The following is a 19,336-nucleotide window of genomic DNA, read 5'->3' as shown; positions in this document are numbered from 1 at the left end:
AGAACCGACATCGCCGGGGTGACACGCCGCGTCGCGCGCGCGCAGTACAAGAATTGGGACCGTTGCGACCTCACCTATATCGAGCTAACCCCCGGCACCACCGTCGCGGGCGTGTTCACGCGCAACATCTGCTGCTCGTCCGAAGTCGAGCTCGGCCGCGAACAGGTCAAGGGCGGCACCGGCCGCGCGCTGATCGTCAACGCCGGCAATAGCAACGCCTTCACCGGCTATCGCGGGCGCGAGGCAGTCGAACAGATCATGGCGCAGGTCGCCGGGCACATCGGTTGCGAGCCGAGCGAAGTCTTCGTGAGCTCGACCGGCGTCATCGGCGTGCCCTTGCCCAAGGACAAGGCGCGCTCCGGCGTCGAGGCCGCGCTCACCGCCGAGCCCTGCTCGTGGGAAGCCGCCGCCGACACCATCGGCACCACGGACACCTTCGCCAAGGGTTCGGGCGCCAGCGCCATCATCGGCGGCACGACCGTCCATGTCGCGGGGATCGTCAAGGGATCGGGGATGATCGCCCCCGACATGGCGACGATGCTCGGCTATATCTTCACCGACGCCGCGGTCGCGCCCGCGCTGTTGCAGGAGATGCTGAGCGAGGCAACGGGTGGCAGCTTCAACAGCATCACCGTCGACAGCGACACCTCGACCAGCGACACCGTTTTGCTCTTCGCGACCGGTCAGGCCGGTAATGCCGTTCTCACTACGCGCGACGATCCGGGCGCCGACGTACTCTACGCGGCGATCCGCGAAGTCGCACTCGACCTTGCGCAGCAAGTCGTGCGCGACGGCGAGGGCGCGTCGAAGTTCATCGAGATACAAGTGACGGGCGCGGTCAGCGACGACAGCGCGAAACGCGTCGCGCTCGCGATCGCCAACTCGCCGCTGGTGAAAACCGCGATCGCGGGCGAGGACGCGAACTGGGGCCGCGTCGTGATGGCGGTGGGCAAGGCGGGCGAACCCGCCGACCGCGACAAGCTCGCGATCCGTTTCGGCGACCATTGGGTCGCGAAGGACGGCCTGCCCGTCGACGGCTATGACGAAGCGCCGGTTGCGGCGCACCTCAAAGGCCAGGACATCCGCGTCGGCGCCGACCTGGGGCTCGGCCAGGGCCGCGCGACCGTTTGGACGTGCGACCTCACCCACGGATATATCAGCATCAACGCCGACTATCGGAGCTGACGATCGCCTTCATCAGTCCCGTGAAAGCCGCATCGCGCCGCCGCCGCCCGGTGCGAGCCAAAGTTTGTAGCTGTCGCCCTTCTTCACCTTGATCGTATCATAGGCGATGCGGTGCCGCGCATCGGTCAGATAGGTGGCGCCCTCGCCATCCTTCCAGATCGTGGCGGTATAGGTTTTTCCAGGCTCGAGGAAATCGAAGCTCAGCGTCAGCGTGCGTTCGGTCGCGTCGTTGACCCCGCCGACATACCAGTCGGCGCTGCCGCGATCCTTGCGCGCGAAGATCGCATAATCGCCGACCTCGCCCGCGATCAAGCGGCTTTCGGACCAGTCGGCGGGGACTGCCTTGATGAATTCGAGTTCACGCGGGTGCGCGGCCAGATTCTCGACGAAATCGGCGGCCATCTGGATCGGCGAATAGATGGCGAGGTACAGCCCCAGCTGCTTTGCGAGCGTCGAGGCGAGCGGCGCCTTGTTCGCACCCTCGAGGCTCAGCACGCCCGGCGTGAAGTCCATCGGCCCCGACAGCATGCGCGTATAGACGAGCGTCGGTTCATGGTCGGGGCCGTTCGCGAAAACACCCCACGCGTTATACTCCATGCCGCGCGCGCCCTCGCGGGCGACCCAGTTGGGATAGGTGCGGCGGAGGCCCGTATCCTTGACCGGTTCGTGCGGATTGACCGCGACATGATATTTCGCCGCGGTTTCGACCACCTTCAGATGATGCTGCACCTGCCGCTGGCCGTCATGCCATTCCATCGCCGTCGTGCCCGGCGCCGCGCCCGGCGCGATAATCCCGCCCGCGTCGGCGACATAGCCGGTCTTCACCGTGCCGACGCCGAGCTGGCCATAGAGCTTCATCGCATCGTCGAGCTGCGCCTCATAGACCGCGATATTGCCGCCGGTTTCGTGATGGCCAACGAGCTGGACGCCCTTTTTGCGCGCGTAATCGGTCACGGCCTTCAGGTCGAAATCGGGGGTTGGCTGAGTAAAGCTGAATTCGTCGCCATGGCCGAACCAATTGCCGTTCCAACCCTTGTTCCAGCCTTCGACGAGCACGCCGCCAAAGCCGTGCTTCGCCGCGAAGTCGATATATTGCTTGGTGCGCTCGGTCGTCGCGCCATGCTTCGGTCCCTCGGCCCAGCTCCAGTCACCGCGGATCATCCCCCACCAGATGCCGATATATTTCATCGGCTTGAACCAGCTGACATCACCCAGCTTGTTCGGCTCGTTGAGATTGAGTTCGAGGTCGCTTTCGACCAGCCCCCCCGCATTGTCGGCGATGCGGATCGTGCGCCACGGCGTCGCGAACGGCAGGTCGCGGATGACGCGCGCGCCCTTCGAGGAGGGCGAGAGCGTGGCGCGGAACTTCTGCCCCTCGGCGCGCTTGAACCACATGCCGGCATAATCGACGAGCGCGGCTTCGTGGAACGCGAGGTGGGTCCCGTCGTCGAGCTTCATCGTGATCGGCGTGTGCGCGGTCGCGACCGCATCGATCGGCGTCTTTTGATAGATTTGCTCGTAACGGTTCCACTCGCCGCCGGTGATCCACCACGCAGTGCCCTTGGGGGCTATGTCGAATTCGGTGATTTCGTCGATGATCTCCGCGGTCTTGAGCCCCGCCTGCTTGGGCAATTCGTAGCGGAAGCCGATGCCGTCGTCGAAGAGGCGGAAGCGCACGTTCATCGCGTGGCCGCCCCAGCTTTCGTTCTGGCGGAAACGGACGAGCAGTTCGTTATGCCGGTCGCGCACGAAGCGGCGTTCGCCCCACGGCTGTTCCCAGCGCGTGTCGCCGCTCGCGCGCTCGACGCTTTCGATCGCGAAGCCGCGCTGCAGCCCGACGCGGTCGCCGAGGATGAAGCCGAGCTTCGACGGCGCGATCAGCAGTTTGCCTTTACGCGACAGCGACCAGGTCGGGCGCTGGTCGTTGTCGGTCGACACGGTGAGGGTGATCGCGCCGTCGGGCGACGATGCCGTCTGCTCGGGCCGCGTGTCCTGCGCGAAGGCGGGCGCCGCTGCCACGGCGAGCAGCGGGAGGGCGGCGAACAGGCTACGCATCAATTTGTTCCTTCGAATTTCAGCCAGAGAGCGCCGCACGGCGGCAAATGTGCCGGATCGGCGCCGTTCAATGCGACGATCGGAACGCCGCCCGCGCCGTGGGCCGCGACATCGATCGTCCCGCCACCGAGATTGAAGAGGCAACGGATATGCTCGCCGTCCGCGATCCGGTCGAAAACGAGCAGGTCTCCCTCGGCGATCCAGCGCGCGTCGCGGCCGAGCCGCAGCGCCGGGTGCGCGGCGCGCAGCGCGACGAGTTGGCGCGTGAGGTTGAGCAGCGACGCGGGATCGGCCTGTTGCCGGTCGACCGCGAGCGCGTCGTGCTCGGCGCCCAGCGGCAGCCACGGATCGGCGCTCGAAAAACCCGCATGCGTTTCGCCCGCCGCCCACGGCAGCGGGGTGCGCGCGCCGTCGCGCGACAGCGTCAGCGGCCAGTTCTTGAGCGCCTCGGGATCCTTCACCAGCTCGAACGGGATCTCGACCTGGTCAAGCCCCAGTTCCTCGCCATTATAGAGGATGATATTGCCGCGTAGCGCGCAGAGCAGCGCCATCTTCATCCGCGCATAGGCTTGCCCGTCGACGCCTTCGGGGGTCCAGCGCGACAGTGCGCGCGGCGCGTCGTGGTTCTCGAACGCCCAGCTCGGCCAGCCGATTCCGGGCGCTTCGGGCCATTGCTCGGCCGCCTCGCGCACCAGTTGCGGCGTCAGCCGGTCGGCATAGAGGAAGTCGAAGCCATAGGCGCTGTTAAGCCGGCGCTCGCCCGCGGTGAACAGCTTCATCTCGCGCACCGCATCGTCGCCGCCGACTTCGGCGACGGTGAAGCTGCCCGGATATTGATCGATCAGCGCGCGAATGCGTTCGAGGAAGAGCGGGATGTCGGGGTGCGACTGGTTGTGGATTTTCTGCTGGAAATCGAACGGCCGGGTACGGACCTTGTTCGATGGCGGCGCGGGCGGGTTGTCGCGGAATTCGGGATCGTGCATCGAGAAGTTGATCGCATCGATGCGAAAACCGTCGACGCCGCGGTCGAGCCAGAAACGCACGACGCCGAGCAGCGCATCCTGCACCTCGCGGTTGTGAACGTTGAGCTGCGGCTGCGAGCCCAGGAAATTGTGCATAAAATATTGGCCGCGCCGCGCGTCCCACGTCCACGCCGGGCCGCCGAACACCGACTGCCAGTTGGTCGGCGGCGACCCGTCGGGCTTGGCATCGGCCCAGACATACCAGTCGGCCTTGTCATTGTCCTTGCTCGCGCGGCTCTCCGCGAACCACGCATGACGATCGGAGGTGTGCGCGAACACAAGGTCGGTGGTGACCTTCAGCCCAAGCGCATGGGCGCGCGCGACCAGCGCGTCGAAATCGGCGAGCGTGCCGAAGATCGGGTCGACACCGCAATAGTCGGCGATGTCATAGCCGAAATCGTCCATCGGCGAGGGGTAGAAGGGCGAGAGCCAGATCGCGTCGACGCCAAGCGAGGCGACATAGTCGAGGCGCGCGGTGATGCCCGCGAGGTCGCCGATCCCGTCGCCGTTCGAATCGGCGAAGCTGCGCGGGTAGATCTGATAGATCGCCGCGCCCTTCCACCACGGCGCCTCTGCGGCGGCGAGCAAGCTGGATTCCTGAACGAGGGGCTGGGTCATTATGGCGTGATCTTCGCTTATTCGCTGGCTTGGCAAATGATGGTGCCGAAAGCGGGGAGGGACAGATGGAGGCTGCCCGGCGCGGCGGGGCTTGCCGGACAGTCACCGTGGAGTGCGGTAAAGCCCGCACTTTTCATATCGATGGCAATATTGGCCGACAGCGGCGCCGCCGACGTGTTGAAGGCGAGCAGCACTTCGCGCCCCGTCACCGGATCGAAGCGCGACACCGCAAGCAATCCGGGCTTCTCGGAAAAGGCGCGAACCTTTGTCGCGCCGCGCGTGAGCGCGGGCGTCTTGCGCCGGATTTCGGACAGCGCCGCGATGTGGCGATAGAGCGGATGCGCGGGGTCGAAATTGACGGTCGCGGTCGTCGCGTCGCTGCCGATCAGGTCATTGTCGTTATAAACCGCAACCTTCGAGGCGAACATGTTTTCGCGCGCGAGTTGATCCTTGTCGTCCGAGACGAACCCCTGTTCATCGCCATAATAGATCGTCGGAACCCCGCGCAGCGTCAGCAGCATGGCATGGCCGAGCATCACGCGCTGCAGCAGCTCGGCCTCGCTCGCCTTGGGGTTCGCCGCCTTCACGAACATCGCGAAACGGCCCATGTCGTGGTTGCCGAGGAAGGTCGGCAATCCTTGCGCCGCCCCTGCCCCGCCCTTGTAGAGCGCGTCGCCGTCGAACAGCTTGGCGAACTGGTCTGTCCCCTTCGTTCCGCTCACCGCATCAATCGCCGCGCGCGCAAAGCCGAAGTCGAGCACCGCGGGCAAGCCCGCCGCATGCGTATACCAGGCGAGCGCGCCCGGATCGACGGCGTCGACATAGACTTCGCCGAAGATGTGGAAATTGGGGATGCCGCGCGCCTTCGCCCGCGCCTGCATCGCGGGGACGAAGGCTTGCCAGAATTCGGGGTTCACATGCTTCGCGGTGTCGATGCGGAAGCCGTCGATCCCGAATTCGTCGATCCAGCGGCCGTAGATTTCTATGAAACCCTGCACGACGCGCGGGTGCTCGGTCGCGAGATCGTCGAGCCCGGCGAAGTCACCATAGAGCGACGATTCGCCGACCCAGTCGCTGTTGCCGCGGTTGTGGTAATAGATCGGGTCGTTGAGCCAGGCGGGGACCTTCACCCGCTCCTCGCCCTTCGGCACGACGGGTGTGTAAGCGAAAGCGGGATCGGTCAGTTTCTGCCAGTTCCCGGCATCGGCGATATGGTCGCCGGCGAAACCCGGATTGATCGGCGCGCCCTTTATCCCGCTGCGCCGCGAGAAGGGATAATCGGCAAGGCTGCGGTATCGGAAGCCCCCGGCCGCGCCCTCCTTATAGGTGATCACATCGGCGGTATGGTTGGCGATGATGTCCATATAGACCTTCATCCCCCGCGCGTGCGCCGCGTCGACGAACGCCTTGAATTCGGCATTGGTGCCGAAATGCGGGTCGACCTGCGTGAAATCGGTGACCCAATAGCCGTGATAGCCCGCGCTTTCGTCGCCCTTCGGCCCCTGTACCGGCTTGTTCTTGAAAATCGGCGCGAACCAGATCGCGGTCGTCCCCATGCCCTGGATATAATCGAGCCGCTTGGTCAGCCCCGCCAGATCGCCGCCGTGAAAAAAGCCCTTCGCGCTTGGGTCATAGCCGGTCTGGAGCCGGTCGCCCTTCAGCCCGCCCTTGTCGTTCTTCGGATCGCCATTTTCGAAGCGGTCGGGAAGGACGAAATAGATGATCTCATCCTCGGGCGGCCGCTGGCGATAATCCGCGGCGGGTGCAGCACCGCTGAGGGTCAGGGCGATAATCGATGCGAACAAGCTCATGCGGGCACTCCTGCCGCGCAATGCTGCGCGATAAAATCCTCGTGGGTCGGCAGATGCGACGCGGTGCGCGCGACGATCGTTTCGATGTCGGCGAAAAAGCCCGCCAGTTCGTCGTGCGTGAGCTGGTCGGCCATCGGGTGATAGCTGCCCGGCATGATATTCTGGCCCGTCAGCACCTGAAACCAGCCGATTTCGACGAACAGCTCGTCGCCCTCGCGAACGATCTGGCCCTGACTTTTGAACAGCTCGATCTTTCGCGCCAGCGTTTCGGGAATGCCCATCTCGCGGCAACGGACCCAGAAGGGCGCGTCGGTGCGCTGGTTGGCGTGATAGTGGAGGATGACGAAGTCGCGGATGCGTTCGTAATCGAAGCGGACGCGGCGGTTATAGGCGTCGATATTAGCGGCATCGAAATCGCGATCCGGAAAATGCGCGAGCAGCTTGGCGATGCCGTTCTGGATCAGGTGGATGCTCGTCGATTCGAGCGGCTCGAGGAAACCCGAGGCGAGCCCGAGCGCAACGACGTTGCCGTTCCACGCCTGCTTGCGCATTCCGGTGCGGAAGCGCAGCGTTCGCGGGTCGGCGAGCGGGCGCCCTTCGATGTTGGCGAGCAGGGTCGCGGTCGCCTCATCCTCGCTGATGAAGTCGCTGCAAAAGACATGGCCGTTGCCGGTCCGATGCTGGAGCGGGATGCGCCATTGCCAGCCGGCCGTGTGCGCGATCGCCTGTGTATAAGGCCGCGCCGGGCCGGCATTTTCGCTCGGCACCGCGATCGCGCGATCACAAGGCAGCCAGTGCGTCCAATCCTCGAAGCCGGTTTCGAGCGCCTCCTCGATCAGCAGCGCGCGAAAGCCCGAGCAGTCGATGAAAAGTTCGCCTTCGATCGCTTTACCATTTTCCAGCACGACGGCCTCGACATGGCCGCTTTCGCCATTGCGCCGCACGCTGGCGATCTTGCCTTCCGTCCGTTCGACCCCGGCGGCCTCGGAAACCTTGCGTAGATAGGCGGCATAAAGCGCCGCATCGAAATGAAAGGCATAGGCGATGCCATCAAGGCTCGTGTTCGGGATCTGCGGCAGCCGCGCAAAGCGGTTCTGCCGCCCCGCACTTTCGTTCAGCGAATAATCGCCGAGCCGCCCCGCAACGCCCTCGTTCCGGCCGCGGAGCCAATATTGCTGGAACGGCAGCATGCCGAGGCTGCGTCCGATCTGCCCGAAGGCGTGCATATAGACGTCGCCGATCCGGCCCCAGTCGTGGAACTGGATGCCGAGCTTGAAGGTGCCGCCCGTTTCGCGAATGAACTCATTCTCGTCGATGCCGATCAGCGCGTTGAACAGGCGGATCGCGGGGATGGTCGCCTCGCCGACCCCGACGGTGCCGATCTCGTCGCTTTCGACCAGCCGGATCGACAGATTGTCCATCGTCCGCGAGAGCGCCGCGGCGGCCATCCAGCCCGCGGTTCCGCCACCGACGATCACCACCTTCGTGATGCGACTGTCGCCCACCCTGTTCCTTCCCTCTCGCCAGTCCGTATCGGCGACAAGCGGGCCGGCCCTTGCCGGCCGGCCCGCGCATCCCGTCAGAACTTGTAAGTGATACCGGCCATGAAGTTGCGACCATAATTCTGATAGTCGCGGATCTGGCGCGGGTCGTTGTTGTAATAGGTCACGAAGGGCTCGTTCGTCAGGTTCGACGCCTGCAGCAGGATACCGAGCCCCTCAAGCGCGCCGCTCTGGAAGGTGTATCCGACCTGCGCATCGACGACGAATTCGCTCTTCGCCATGAACATGTCGCGCGCGAGGCTGATCGTCGAAACTTCGGCGAGGAATTTCGAGCGGTAACGGCCCGACGCGCGCACCTGGAAACCGTCCTTTTCGAAATAGGCGGTTCCGTTGATGACCCATTTCGACAGGCCCGGCATCGAAATCGGCTTTTCTTCACCTTCGCGCACGCGGCTCTTGGTATAGGAGGCGCTGCCGAGCACCCCGAAACCGTCGAGCGCCTGGGTGAAGTTCGCGAAGGGCAGCGAGAAGGAGGCTTCGGCGCCATAGACGCGCCCGGCATTGCCGTTCAGCCACTGCTTGCTGAGACCCGCACGCGTACCGACCGTTCCGCCGTCGGGAACCTCGAAGTCGGTAAAGTCGAACGGATTGACCTGACGATAGATGTAATTTTCGAGATATTTGTAGAAGCCGCCGACCGAGACATAGCCGCCCTGCCCGAAATATTTCTCGAGCCCGATATCGACCGTGTCGGCCATCAGCGGACGCAGCTTCGCATTGCCAAGATCGAGCGACCAGGGCGAGGCGTTGACGTCGGTGTTGTTGCGCTTCGACGTATCGAAATTGACGCCGCCGCCGGGCTTCAGCTGGTCCATGCGCGCACGCGCCAGCACACGCGCGGCACCGAAGCGCAGGAAGGTGTTGTCGGCAAATTCGACCGACAGGTTCATGCTGGGCAGAATGTCGGTATATTTGTCGCCGTCGGTCACCGGCGTCGACTGGGTGACGCCGCCGACGACCTGCGCATAGAAGCTCGAGCCCGTCTGGTCCGAATGAATGACCTGAACGCCGACGTTGCCGCGGATCGGGGTACTTCCCGCATCGGCGTCGAAATTCGCCTGGACGAAGCCGGTGAGCACCTTTTCGCGGATCGTATAATCGTTGAACACGCGCGCCGGATCGAAGCCCGCACCGTCGGTGAGCTTGTAATTGTCGTCATTGTAGAAACGCCAGCTATCGAACGCGACCATGCCGGGGATGCCGATGAAATCGAGCGACACCGGGTCATAGAGATAGTCGGCGGGCACCGGCGTATTCGCCGGATAATTCTTGCTGGTCAGCACGAAGCCGCGGTCGTCGAGGCTCTTCTTGCGGTCCGAATAATTGGCGCCGACGCGGATGCTGCTGAGCACACCGTCGAGTTCCTGCGTCGCCTGCAGGCGCAGCGATTTCAGCTGGTCCTTGACCCGCGGTGTGTTGACGAAGCCGTCCTGGCAGTTGGCCACCGCGCCACCACAGCTGTTCCAGCCCTGCGGATCGGTGATCACGAACAAATTGGGATCGGAATAGTCGAGCGAGGGGTCGAACATGATCCCCCCGTTCGGGCGCATTTCAAAGCCGAGCGCGGTTTCGCGCGCGCCGACGCCCGCGCCGCGACCGGTGCCGAGATAGATTTCGAGGTTTTCTTCGGTCTTCTTGATCCGCGAATAGCCCAGGTCGAGTTCAAGCGTCAGCTTGTCATTGGGCTTGAACTGCGTGTTCCAGCCGCCCGCGATGATCGTCGAATTGCGATGGACGACGTCGTTGCGCATCACCGCCTCGGTGCCCGTCCAGACGCCTTTCGTCACCAGCCCGTCCTCGATGGTGAAACCGGGCTGGAGCGTCGAATTGCCCCAGAAGAGCGGGAATTCGATACCGCGCAGGCGCTGTTCGTCCTTGAACTTCGACCAGTAGCCGTCGATCGTCGTGTGGAACTTGTCGCTGGGCTCCCATTCGACGACCGCCATCACGCCGTCGCGCTTCAGCTCGTTCGACTTCACATAGGGCTTCGCGCCGCCGATGATGAAAGCCGTGTTCGTGCCGTCGGTCGCCTCGGGATAGCCCCACGCGTTGAAGCGTTCCTCGGCGGTCGGCGACTGCATGCGCGCATAGCCGATCGCCCAGCCGAGCGTGCCGTCGGCATTCTGGTCGATATAGGAGATGTTGGCGCGGTAGCCCTTGTTCGAAATATCGGGGTTGAGCTTGCCGAGGTCGTTGATCTCGAAACGCGCGCCGGCCGCGATCGTGCGTTTGCCATAAGCGAGCGGACGCACCGTGCGCATATCGATCGTGCCGCCAATCGCCTGCCCGATCAGCGACGCGTCGGGGGTCTTGTAGACGATGGCACCGTTCAAAAGTTCGGACGGATATTGATCGAGCTCGACGCCGCGGTTGTTGCTCGCCGAAACCTGTTCGCGGCCGTTGAGCAGGGTCGTGGTGAAATCGGGGGCGAGGCCGCGGATCGACACGACATTGGCGCGGCCGTCGAGGCGCTGCGTCGCGAGGCCCGGCAGGCGCGACAGCGACTCGGCGATCGACAGGTCGGGCAGCTTGCCGATGTCTTCGGCCGAGACGACCTCGACGATCGAGGTGCTGTTCTTCTTCGCCTGGACCGAATTGGCGATCGCGCTGCGGATACCGCTGACGATGATTTCGCCGTCGGCCGGCGCCTCGTCGACCGGCGCGGTGCTCGCGTCCTGCGCCATCGCGGCACCGGGCAGCACGGCGGTCAAGGCAAGGCCGAGCGCGATGGCGCTGGCACCGCGGCGAAGATTGGTCGGCATGGTCATATGTGGCTCCCCTGGCACGGACGGGTGGTCTTGCTCATGCACCGGGAGGGGGACGCGGGGCGTCCGTCAGGCTCCTCTCCGATACGTGGGCTTTCCCATCTTGAGCCTCGCAATTGAAACCAATCACGCCGCGCCGCCATAGGGTATACGTATACGCATAATATGCAGCGCTGCGCCCTGTCGCAGAAATGCAACGCTTTCAGGGCGGAAAACCGCGGGACTCGACGGCGTGCAATTTCTTGGCATCCACCGGACCAATCGCTACTCTGCGGGGCGAGCGGCGGCCACCAGGAAGGCCGCGGCGCCGGGAGAGAGACATGGGGCGCCAGCCCTCGGCCAAGCCGACGAGTTTCGACATCGCCTATCTGGCGGGCGTCTCGCAGCCGACGGTTTCGCGCGCGCTGCGCGGCAGCAAATCGGTCAGCGCCGCGACCCGCGCCAACATTCAGCGTATCGCGCAGGAACTCAACTACACCGTCGACAAGAACGCTTCGAGCCTGCGCTCGCAGCGCACGCATACGCTCGCTTTGCTCTTTTTCGAGGACCCGAACCCCGACGAATCGATGATCAACCCCTTCTTCCTGTCGATGCTGGGGTCGATCACGCGCGAATGCGCGCGGCGCGGCTATGACCTGCTGATCAGTTTCCAGCAGATGCACAATGACTGGCACGTCACCTATCAGGACAGCCACCGGTCCGACGGCATCATCCTGCTCGGTTATGGCGATTATCAGCTTTACCTCACCAAGCTGGAGCATCTGGTCGAGATGGGGACCAAGTTCGTGCGCTGGGGATCGGTGTCCGAGGACGGGATCGGGCTGACCGTCGGGTCCGACAATGTCGGCGCGGGCGAGCAGGCGGGCGCGCATCTGGTCGAGATCGGGCGGCGGCGTATCGCCTTCCTTGGCGATGCGTCGGACCATGCGCCCGAATTCCAGGACCGGTACGACGGACTGTGCCGCGCGATGCGCGCCGCGGGTCTCGAGCCCGACCCGGCGCTGCAGCGCGATGCGGTGTCGTCGGAGGATTCGGGCTACGCTGCCGCAAGGTCGCTGATCGAAAGCGGGCAGTCATTCGACGCGGTTTTCGCCGCGAGCGACCTGATCGCGATCGGCGCGATGCGCGCGCTCGCCGAAGCCGGGCTGCGGCTGCCGCAGGACGTCGCGATCATCGGCTTCGACGATATTCCCGCCGCCAGCCTGACCACGCCGACATTGACCACGGTGATGCAGGATATGAAGGGCGCGGGAACCTTGCTCGTCGACGCGCTGCTGGCGCGCATCGACGACCGCCCGGTCGAACAACGGATATTGCCGGCCCGGCTGATCCGGCGGCAGAGCACGGCGGTCTGACGCAACGTATTCGTATACGTAGCCGCACTACGCTTGCCCTGCCCGGTGTGCGCTGCAACACCCGGACCAACGCGAGCCGCGACAGCGGCCGCAAGGGGAGACGCATGATGGAAAAGCCGAAGCAGGGCTTTGCCGGCCTATGGAATATCAGCTTCGGCTTTTTCGGCATCCAGATCGGCTTCGCGTTGCAGAACGCGAATATGAGCCGGATATTCCAGTCGCTGGGCGAGGATATCGAACGCCTCCCCGGCCTGTGGGTCGCCGCGCCGCTGACCGGGCTGCTCGTCCAGCCGATCGTCGGGCATATGAGCGACCGGACCTGGCTCGGCCGGCTCGGGCGCCGCCGTCCTTATTTTCTCGCCGGCGCGATCCTTGCCGCGATCGCGCTGTTCGTCATGCCCGAAAGCCCCGCGATCTGGTTCGCCGCGATGATGCTGTGGATCCTCGACGCCTCGCTCAACATCTCGATGGAGCCCTTCCGCGCCTTCGTCGGCGACATGCTGCGCAAGGACCAGCACAGCGTCGGCTATGCGGTGCAGACTGCGTTCATCGGCGCGGGCGCGGTCGTCGGGTCGCTGTTCCCCTCGCTGATGGAGGCGATGGGGGTCGCGAATGTCGCGCCGCCGGGGCAGATTCCCGATACGGTGCGCTATGCCTTCTGGTTCGGCGGGATCGCGCTGTTCCTCGCGGTGCTGTGGACCGTCGTCACAACGGGCGAATATAGCCCCGAACAGATGGCGGCGTTCGAAGCCGGATCGCCCGGCGACGGGTCTCCGGTCCGCGCGCTCGCATCGCACAGCTATGGCGCCAGCATGCTCTGGATCGGCGCGGGATTGCTCATCCTCCTCGTCCAGCATCATTTCGCGCTGCTTCGCGAAGTATTGCTGCTCGGCGCGCTGCTCATCGGCTACGGCTTTGCAAGCATTGTCGCTATCGCGCTCGCACGCCGCGGCAATGACAAGAATATGCTGTCGAGCATCGTCGGCGATTTCGCCGGCATGCCGCCGCTGATGAAGCGGCTCGCGCTCGTCCAATTCTTCAGCTGGTCGGCGCTGTTCATCATGTGGATCAACACCACCCCGATCGTCGCCCAATATCATTTCGGAACGACCGATGCCGCGAGTGCCGCCTATCAGGACGCGGGCAATTGGGTCGGCCAATTGTTCGCAATCTACAACGGCGTCGCCGCAGTCGCGGCGCTGACCTTGCTCCCCTGGCTCGCGCGCCGCTTTGGGCAAGCGCGGACGCACATGGTCGGGCTCGCGTGCGGCGCGGTCGGGTACGGAAGTTTCTTCCTGCTGCGCGATCCGTCGCAGCTGATTATCAGCGAAATATTCATCGGCATTTTTTGGGCGTCGGTCCTCGCGATGCCCTATGCGATCCTCGCCTCCAGCCTGCCGCAAGCGAAGCTCGGCATCTATATGGGACTCTTCAACGTCTTCGTCGTCGTCCCGCAATTGCTCGTCGCGACGGTGATGGGCTCGATCATGCAAGCGCTGTTTCCGGGCGAACCCATCTATACGATGGCGTTCGCCGCCTTTGCCTTGCTGCTGGCAATCGCCGCGATGACCCGTGTCAACCCACCGGCCCGCGCCCAAGCCAGCCAAGGCTGACGGTCCTCGCTCATCCCGGCCATGGCCGATTGTATATCTCGGTCGGCCCCGGATATTCGCTGCCATCGTCCTTCCCGACCTCGCGCGCGATCAGCGCATTGGCCATGGCGTTGAGGCGCAGCAGATTTCGTCGTTGATCCGGATGCGATGCCAGGTTGACGATTTCATTGGGGTCGACCTGCGTATCGTAAAGCTCAAGGTCGTTGTGCGCCGACAGTTCCGCCCAGTTTCGCGGCTGTTGATGATGCGCGGGAGCGAAGTAGCGGGCGAATTTCCAGCGTCCGTCATGCACCCCGCGGTGCAGCCGCCGTCGCGAGAGGTCGAAACGGTCGGTGAAGGGGGCGGCCGCGGGCTGTCCCGCCTTCGGCGCCCAGCCATAGCCCACCGCATAGTTGAACAAATGCCCCCGAATGTCGCGTTCGGTCCGGGCATCGGGGTCCGCCAGCAAGGGCGTCATATCGACCCCCGGCAGATCCGGATAATGCTCCTTCCGCCAGCCGGCATCCTTGCCGGCAAGCGCGAGCAAGGTCGGTGCGATGTCGACCGCGCTCATCAGGCCGCGCGATCGGCGTCCGCCCGGCACATCGGGATGGACGATCATCATCGGTACGTTGGTTTCCTCGCGATAGATGGTGCCGCCCTTTTGCCGCATCCCGTGCGCACCGGCGCGCTCGCCATGATCGGAGGTGAAGAGGATGATGGTGTTTTCCATCTGCCCGCTGGATTCCAGCGCCCACAAAAGCTGGCCGATCCGCCGGTCCATGTCGCGAATGCAATTATAGTAATAGTTGCGGAAGCGGCGCCAGGACACTTCGTCGGCGTGATCCAGCGCGCCATAGGTGCGCGTGCTCGATGCGACGATCCCCCGATGCGCCTCGGGCTTGCCGCTCAGATCGTCGCGGTGGAAGCTTTCGGGCAGATCGAAGCCATTGTCCTCGGCATAGAGCGGGTCGCCGGGTTCGCGGCGCAGCGGTCCCAGAAGGTTGGGATGCGCCCGCGACGCCGTCTGTTTTCCGGTCGCATCATAGAACATGATATCGTGCGGGTTGAGCAGGCCGACGACCATGAACCAGGGTTTGCCGGCCGCCTTGTCGCGTTCCTTGAAATCGAGGATGCTGCGCGAGGCGTCGGCGGCGATATATTGGTCGTGCCGATACCCGTCCCACGTCAGGCCAACCGCTTCGCCGTCGAACCCGTAATCGTCGAAGCCATAGGCTTCCATGGCATGTTCGGTGGCGGGGTAGATCATGCCCGACACCTGGTTCCAGTTCCGCTTTTCGTTGATCGGCGACAGGTGCCATTTGCCCTTGTAGCTGGTGTAATAGCCCGCCGCGCGCATCATATGCCCCAGCGTCGGCAGATCGGTGGGCAGCACCGGATCCTCGGCGCCGCTCGAGTTCAGGTATATGCCCGTGCGCTGGGTATGATGCCCCGTGAAGATCGTCGATCGCGACGGGCTGCACGGCGTCGTCTGGACATGGTAATTTTCGACGAGCAGCCCGCGCGCCATCAGTTCGCGGTGCCCCGGCAGCTTTTCGAGCAGCCCCTTCGGGAAGCTCGCGACGCTCTGTTCCTGATCGGTGACGATCATCAGGATGTTGAGTTTGCGCCCGTCCGCCGCGGACACGCTGGCTCGCGCGCCCGACGCCGCGAGCGCCCCGGCGCCACCCAGCCCGCCTACGAATGTCCGACGGTCAACAGTCCAAACCATCTCGGAGCCTTTCCATGTCCAATCGATGCCGTGCCTAGAAACGCACGACCGCTTCCAGATTGACCGTCCGCGGCGCGTTGATCATCACGACATGGCTGTTCCCGCCGAGCAGCGGTGTGTTGATCGCCTGGCTGAAGGTCACCTCGTTCGTCAGGTTACGCCCGACGAGCGCGAGTTCCCACGCGCCATCTTCCTTGCGGATGGCGAGGCGCGCGTCGAACTTCGCATAACCCGGCTGCGTATTGAGCGGGTTCAGGTCGCCCTGCAGATAGGATTTCGACGTGTAGTCGGCGGCGCCGCGGGCGCTGACGATCAGGTCTTCGCTCACGGGCACGTCGAACTGCACATAGCCCGATGCCTTCCATTCGGGCGCGCGGGTCAGGCGCACGCCGGACAGATTGTTCGTCGCGGGCGTGCAGGTCGACGGGGCATTGTAGAGGCAGGGGCCGCCCGGATAGTCGTTATATTTCGCGTCGAGATACGCCCCCGTCGCGCCGAAGCTGACGATCGAGCTCGGCCGGTAACGCGCCTCGACCTCGACGCCTTGCGCGGTCGCCTTGGCGGCGTTGCCGGTAATGAAGGCGGTGCCGTTGAACGACGACACCTGCAGATTGGCGAAGCGCGTCCGGAACAGTGCGATGTCGAGGTCGAGCTTGCGGTCGAACAGGCGCATCTTCGTGCCGAGCTCCCACGCCCGCGCGCGCTCGTCGTCGAAGTCGAAACGGCCGTTGTTGTTGCGGATGTTATAGAGGAGGAGCCCGTCGTTCGACAGGAAGCCCCCGCCCTTCGTCCCCGTCGCATAGCTGACATAGGCCGACACCGCCGGGCTGAATTCGTAGCGGAGGCGCAGCGAATAGTCCCAGAGCTTCTCGGTGCGGCTGCCGCTGATGTCGAAATCGAGGTTGTTCGCGGGAATGCGCGGCCCGACGTTGGTGCTCGTCCCGCGCGCATCCTTCTTTTCATGGCTGTAGCGCAGGCTGCCGCTGAAGGTCAGCGCGTCGGTGAGTTCGGCCTCGACGATCGCAAAGGGCGACAGCGACCAGGACGACTGAGTGAAGCCGCGCTTCCCCTCGGCCTGCGGCAATGTCGTCCCCACCAGATTGCCGTTGTAGCTGACGAGCTGCAGGATATCGAGATCGGCATCGGTGTAAGTCGCGCCGAATGCAAGGTTGATCCCGGCGGCGACGTCGCGCGAGACGCGCAGTTCCTGGAAGAACTGGCTGCTCTCTTCGGCCTGCAGCGTGTTGAGCAGGTTGATCGGCCCCGGAATGGTGTTGAAGGTGCGCTCCGAATCCACCGCCTGATAGGCGGTGATCGAGGTGACCGACCAGTCGCCCGGGGTCCAGTTCATCGTCATCGCGCCGGTGCGCGACTTGGTGACGTCATATTCCTCCGGAAAACCGCGGCTGAAGCGCCAGAAACCGGGCTTGTCCTGTGCATCGGCGCCGCCGCTGGCATTACGGACGATGTTGCAGAGGTTGCAGTTCGGATTGCCGATATTGTTGTAGACCGCGTTCGACCCGTTGATCTCGTTGCGGAACCCCTCGGCCTTGAGCAGGATTTCGAAATCCTCGCTCGGTTCCCACAGCAATTGCGCGCGCCCCGAACGATATTTCGACCCATTGTCGTCGAAGCCCGTCAGCCGGTTTTCGATATAGCCGTCGGCTTGCCCGGCACCGCCGCTCAGCCGGACGCTCAGCGTGTCGCTGATCGGCCCCGACAGATAGCCGCTGAAATTCATGCCGCCTTCGGCGAGTTCGGTGCCGGCGCGGAACTCGGCCTCGAAATCGCGGGTCGGGCGGCGCGTCACCATGCTGATCGCACCAGCATTGGTGTTCTTGCCGAACAGCGCGCCCTGCGGTCCGCGCACCACCTCGATGCGCTCGACGTCGAGGAACGGCACCTGCAGCGACCGCGCGCGGCTGGAATAGACGCCGTCGACGAACAGCCCGACCGATTGCTCGAACGCCAGATTGTTCGCGCCCGATCCGAGCCCGCGGATGGTGATCGCGTAATTGCCGTTGGTGTTGTCGATCTGGAGATTGGGAACCGACGACTGAAGGTCGGTGAACAGGCGCTGGCCTTGCTGCTCGATCGCGGCGCCCGTCACGACGCCCACCGAAATCGGCACTTCCTGAAGCGTTTGCGGGCGGCGCGAGGCGGTGACGATGATGTCTTCGCCGCCCGCCGCATCGGTCGCCGCGGCCGCTTCGAGCTCCTGCGCCGCCGCGGGGTGGGCAAGTGCGATCATCAAGCTTCCGGTGGCGAGCGCCGTCAAGGCCCGGTGGTGGCGTGTCATCCATCTCTCTCCCATGTTCGCGGCCAGCGCCCCCGGAGGCGCGTTCCCAGCGCCCTCGACTCCGCGGCCTCCCATATTATGTATCAATTGATATATTTCGAAATGATCGAAATCAATAGTATTCTAAGTATTTTTTCGGAGGACGCCGAAAGCCCGGTATTCTGCCGGAAATCGGATGTTTGCCAACCTGCAGCCATTTGCTTTACGCACGGCAGATCGAATGCAGCGAAGAGCTTTGAGGTTGATGATGACGATGGGAGATTCGGTCGAAGGATCCGTTGCGCAGCCCGGAAGAGACGCGGTGTCGAACGCGTCGCGCAAGGGCGACCAGTCGCGCCAGCGCATATTGGACGCGGCGCTGATCGAGTTCGGAGCGGCGGGCTTCAAATCCGCGACGACGCGCCGCATCGCCGAACGGGCGAAGACGACGCTTCCGCCGCTGAACTACTATTTCGGCAGCAAGGAAGGGCTATATCGCGCGTGCGCCGAAGAGATTGTGGCGCGTTTCGAACGCGCGAACCATGACGCCGTGGCCGCGGCAAGGCGGACGATCGAAGCGGCATCGGGCGCGGAAGAAGCGCGCGACGCGCTCAAAAAACTGATGGCCGCGTCGGTCGAGCTGATTTTGGGCAACGCGACCTATGGCCTCGGCAGCGGAATCATCGCCCGCGAACTCGCCGAACCGGGTCCGGCCTTCGATATCTTTTACGACCGTCTGTGGCTGCCCGGCATCGAACGCAACGCGCGGCTGATATCCCGGATCAAGTCGGAACCCGATGTGTCGGCCGAATCGCGCGTGCAATCGATCTTGCTCGTATCGAGCATCCCGTCGTTCCATACCCGCAGGGTCGTTGCGCAAAGGGCCATGGGCTGGTCGGCGATAGGCGCCGCGGAGCTCGCTCTTGTCACGAAAGTCCTGCATCTCCAGATCGACCGGATGTAAGCTCGATGGCTGAGCTCAAATAATATCGTCACCCCGGACTTGGTCCGGGGTGACGAAAATAGGGTCAGAGCGCGCCTTCGAGCCAGCCCTTGAGCGCGCTCTTCGGCGCCGCGCCGACCTTGGTGTCGGCGATCTCGCCATTTTTGAACAGGATCATCGTCGGGATGCCGCGCACGCCATATTTGCCCGGCGCATCGGGATTTTCGTCGATATTGATCTTGGCAATCACCACCTTGCCCGCGAGTTCGTCGGAGATTTCCTCGAGCGACGGGCCGATCATCTTGCACGGACCGCACCATTCGGCCCAGAAATCGACGAGCACGGGGGTGTCGCTGTCGAGCACGTCGCTCTGGAAGCTGGCGTCGGTGATCGCTTTGGTACTCATAGTCTGAACTCC

At 64.1% G+C, this 19,336-nt stretch carries 12 protein-coding genes; 4 read left to right on the top strand and 8 right to left on the bottom strand.

Annotated elements, in window-relative coordinates:
* The first annotated feature begins 9 nt into the window (after window positions 1-9).
* The gene (gene argJ, locus FG91_RS07405) at window positions 10-1,185 is read left to right on the top strand and encodes a bifunctional glutamate N-acetyltransferase/amino-acid acetyltransferase ArgJ (protein ID WP_052187387.1); all 1,176 of its coding nucleotides are present in this window, start codon (window positions 10-12) and stop codon (window positions 1,183-1,185) included.
* Window positions 1,186-1,197: 12 nt separating this feature from the next.
* On the opposite strand, the gene FG91_RS07400 is transcribed toward argJ, so the two are convergent.
* The 5 genes from FG91_RS07400 to FG91_RS07380 all read right to left on the bottom strand — a co-directional run bounded on the left by FG91_RS07400 (window position 1,198) and on the right by FG91_RS07380 (window position 11,021).
* Window positions 1,198-3,240, bottom strand: coding sequence for a glycoside hydrolase family 97 protein (locus FG91_RS07400; RefSeq protein WP_037513680.1), 2,043 nt, complete (start codon window positions 3,238-3,240; stop codon window positions 1,198-1,200).
* Entirely contained in the window at window positions 3,240-4,880 is a 1,641-nt protein-coding gene (locus FG91_RS07395) for an alpha-amylase family glycosyl hydrolase (protein WP_052187386.1), read from the bottom strand. Before FG91_RS07395 ends, FG91_RS07400 begins: the two co-directional genes overlap by 1 nt.
* A 17-nt stretch (window positions 4,881-4,897) precedes the next feature.
* Complete coding sequence (locus FG91_RS07390) at window positions 4,898-6,691, bottom strand: alpha-amylase family glycosyl hydrolase (RefSeq protein WP_081940466.1); 1,794 nt, start codon at window positions 6,689-6,691, stop codon at window positions 4,898-4,900.
* The gene (locus FG91_RS07385) at window positions 6,688-8,196 is read right to left on the bottom strand and encodes a tryptophan halogenase family protein (protein WP_037513678.1); all 1,509 of its coding nucleotides are present in this window, start codon (window positions 8,194-8,196) and stop codon (window positions 6,688-6,690) included. Before FG91_RS07385 ends, FG91_RS07390 begins: the two co-directional genes overlap by 4 nt.
* Before the next feature lie 74 nt (window positions 8,197-8,270).
* Window positions 8,271-11,021, bottom strand: coding sequence for a TonB-dependent receptor (locus tag FG91_RS07380; RefSeq protein ID WP_152568031.1), 2,751 nt, complete (start codon window positions 11,019-11,021; stop codon window positions 8,271-8,273).
* A gap of 317 nt (window positions 11,022-11,338) precedes the next feature.
* Between FG91_RS07380 and FG91_RS07375 the strand changes: the two genes are divergently transcribed.
* Both FG91_RS07375 and FG91_RS07370 read left to right on the top strand, forming a co-directional pair.
* The gene (locus FG91_RS07375; protein WP_037513677.1) at window positions 11,339-12,373 is read left to right on the top strand and encodes a LacI family DNA-binding transcriptional regulator; all 1,035 of its coding nucleotides are present in this window, start codon (window positions 11,339-11,341) and stop codon (window positions 12,371-12,373) included.
* Between the two features lie 107 nt (window positions 12,374-12,480).
* Window positions 12,481-13,986, top strand: a complete 1,506-nt coding sequence (locus tag FG91_RS07370; protein WP_037513676.1) for an MFS transporter — start codon at window positions 12,481-12,483, stop codon at window positions 13,984-13,986.
* 10 nt (window positions 13,987-13,996) lie between these two features.
* Here the strand turns inward: FG91_RS07370 and FG91_RS07365 are convergent, their stop codons facing one another.
* Both FG91_RS07365 and FG91_RS07360 read right to left on the bottom strand, forming a co-directional pair.
* Window positions 13,997-15,697, bottom strand: a complete 1,701-nt coding sequence (locus tag FG91_RS07365; protein ID WP_037513675.1) for a sulfatase-like hydrolase/transferase — start codon at window positions 15,695-15,697, stop codon at window positions 13,997-13,999.
* A gap of 34 nt (window positions 15,698-15,731) precedes the next feature.
* Window positions 15,732-17,948 (bottom strand): TonB-dependent receptor, encoded by a 2,217-nt coding sequence (locus FG91_RS07360; protein ID WP_161785635.1) that lies wholly within the window; start codon window positions 17,946-17,948, stop codon window positions 15,732-15,734.
* A 292-nt stretch (window positions 17,949-18,240) separates the two neighbouring features.
* Between FG91_RS07360 and FG91_RS07355 the strand changes: the two genes are divergently transcribed.
* On the top strand, window positions 18,241-18,939 hold the full coding sequence (locus tag FG91_RS07355) for a CerR family C-terminal domain-containing protein (protein ID WP_052187385.1): 699 nt from the start codon (window positions 18,241-18,243) through the stop codon (window positions 18,937-18,939).
* Between the two features lie 64 nt (window positions 18,940-19,003).
* Here the strand turns inward: FG91_RS07355 and trxA are convergent, their stop codons facing one another.
* Window positions 19,004-19,324 carry a thioredoxin TrxA gene (gene trxA / locus FG91_RS07350; protein ID WP_037513673.1) on the bottom strand — a complete coding sequence of 107 codons (321 nt, stop codon included), beginning with the start codon at window positions 19,322-19,324 and terminating at the stop codon, window positions 19,004-19,006.
* Window positions 19,325-19,336: the final 12 nt, after the last annotated feature.

It is taken from the genome of Sphingopyxis sp. LC81, from assembly GCF_000756375.1.
Lineage (GTDB): Bacteria > Pseudomonadota > Alphaproteobacteria > Sphingomonadales > Sphingomonadaceae > Sphingopyxis.
The sequence above is the reverse complement of the archived record's forward strand: the minus strand, read 5'-3'. Positions and strand labels throughout refer to the sequence as shown.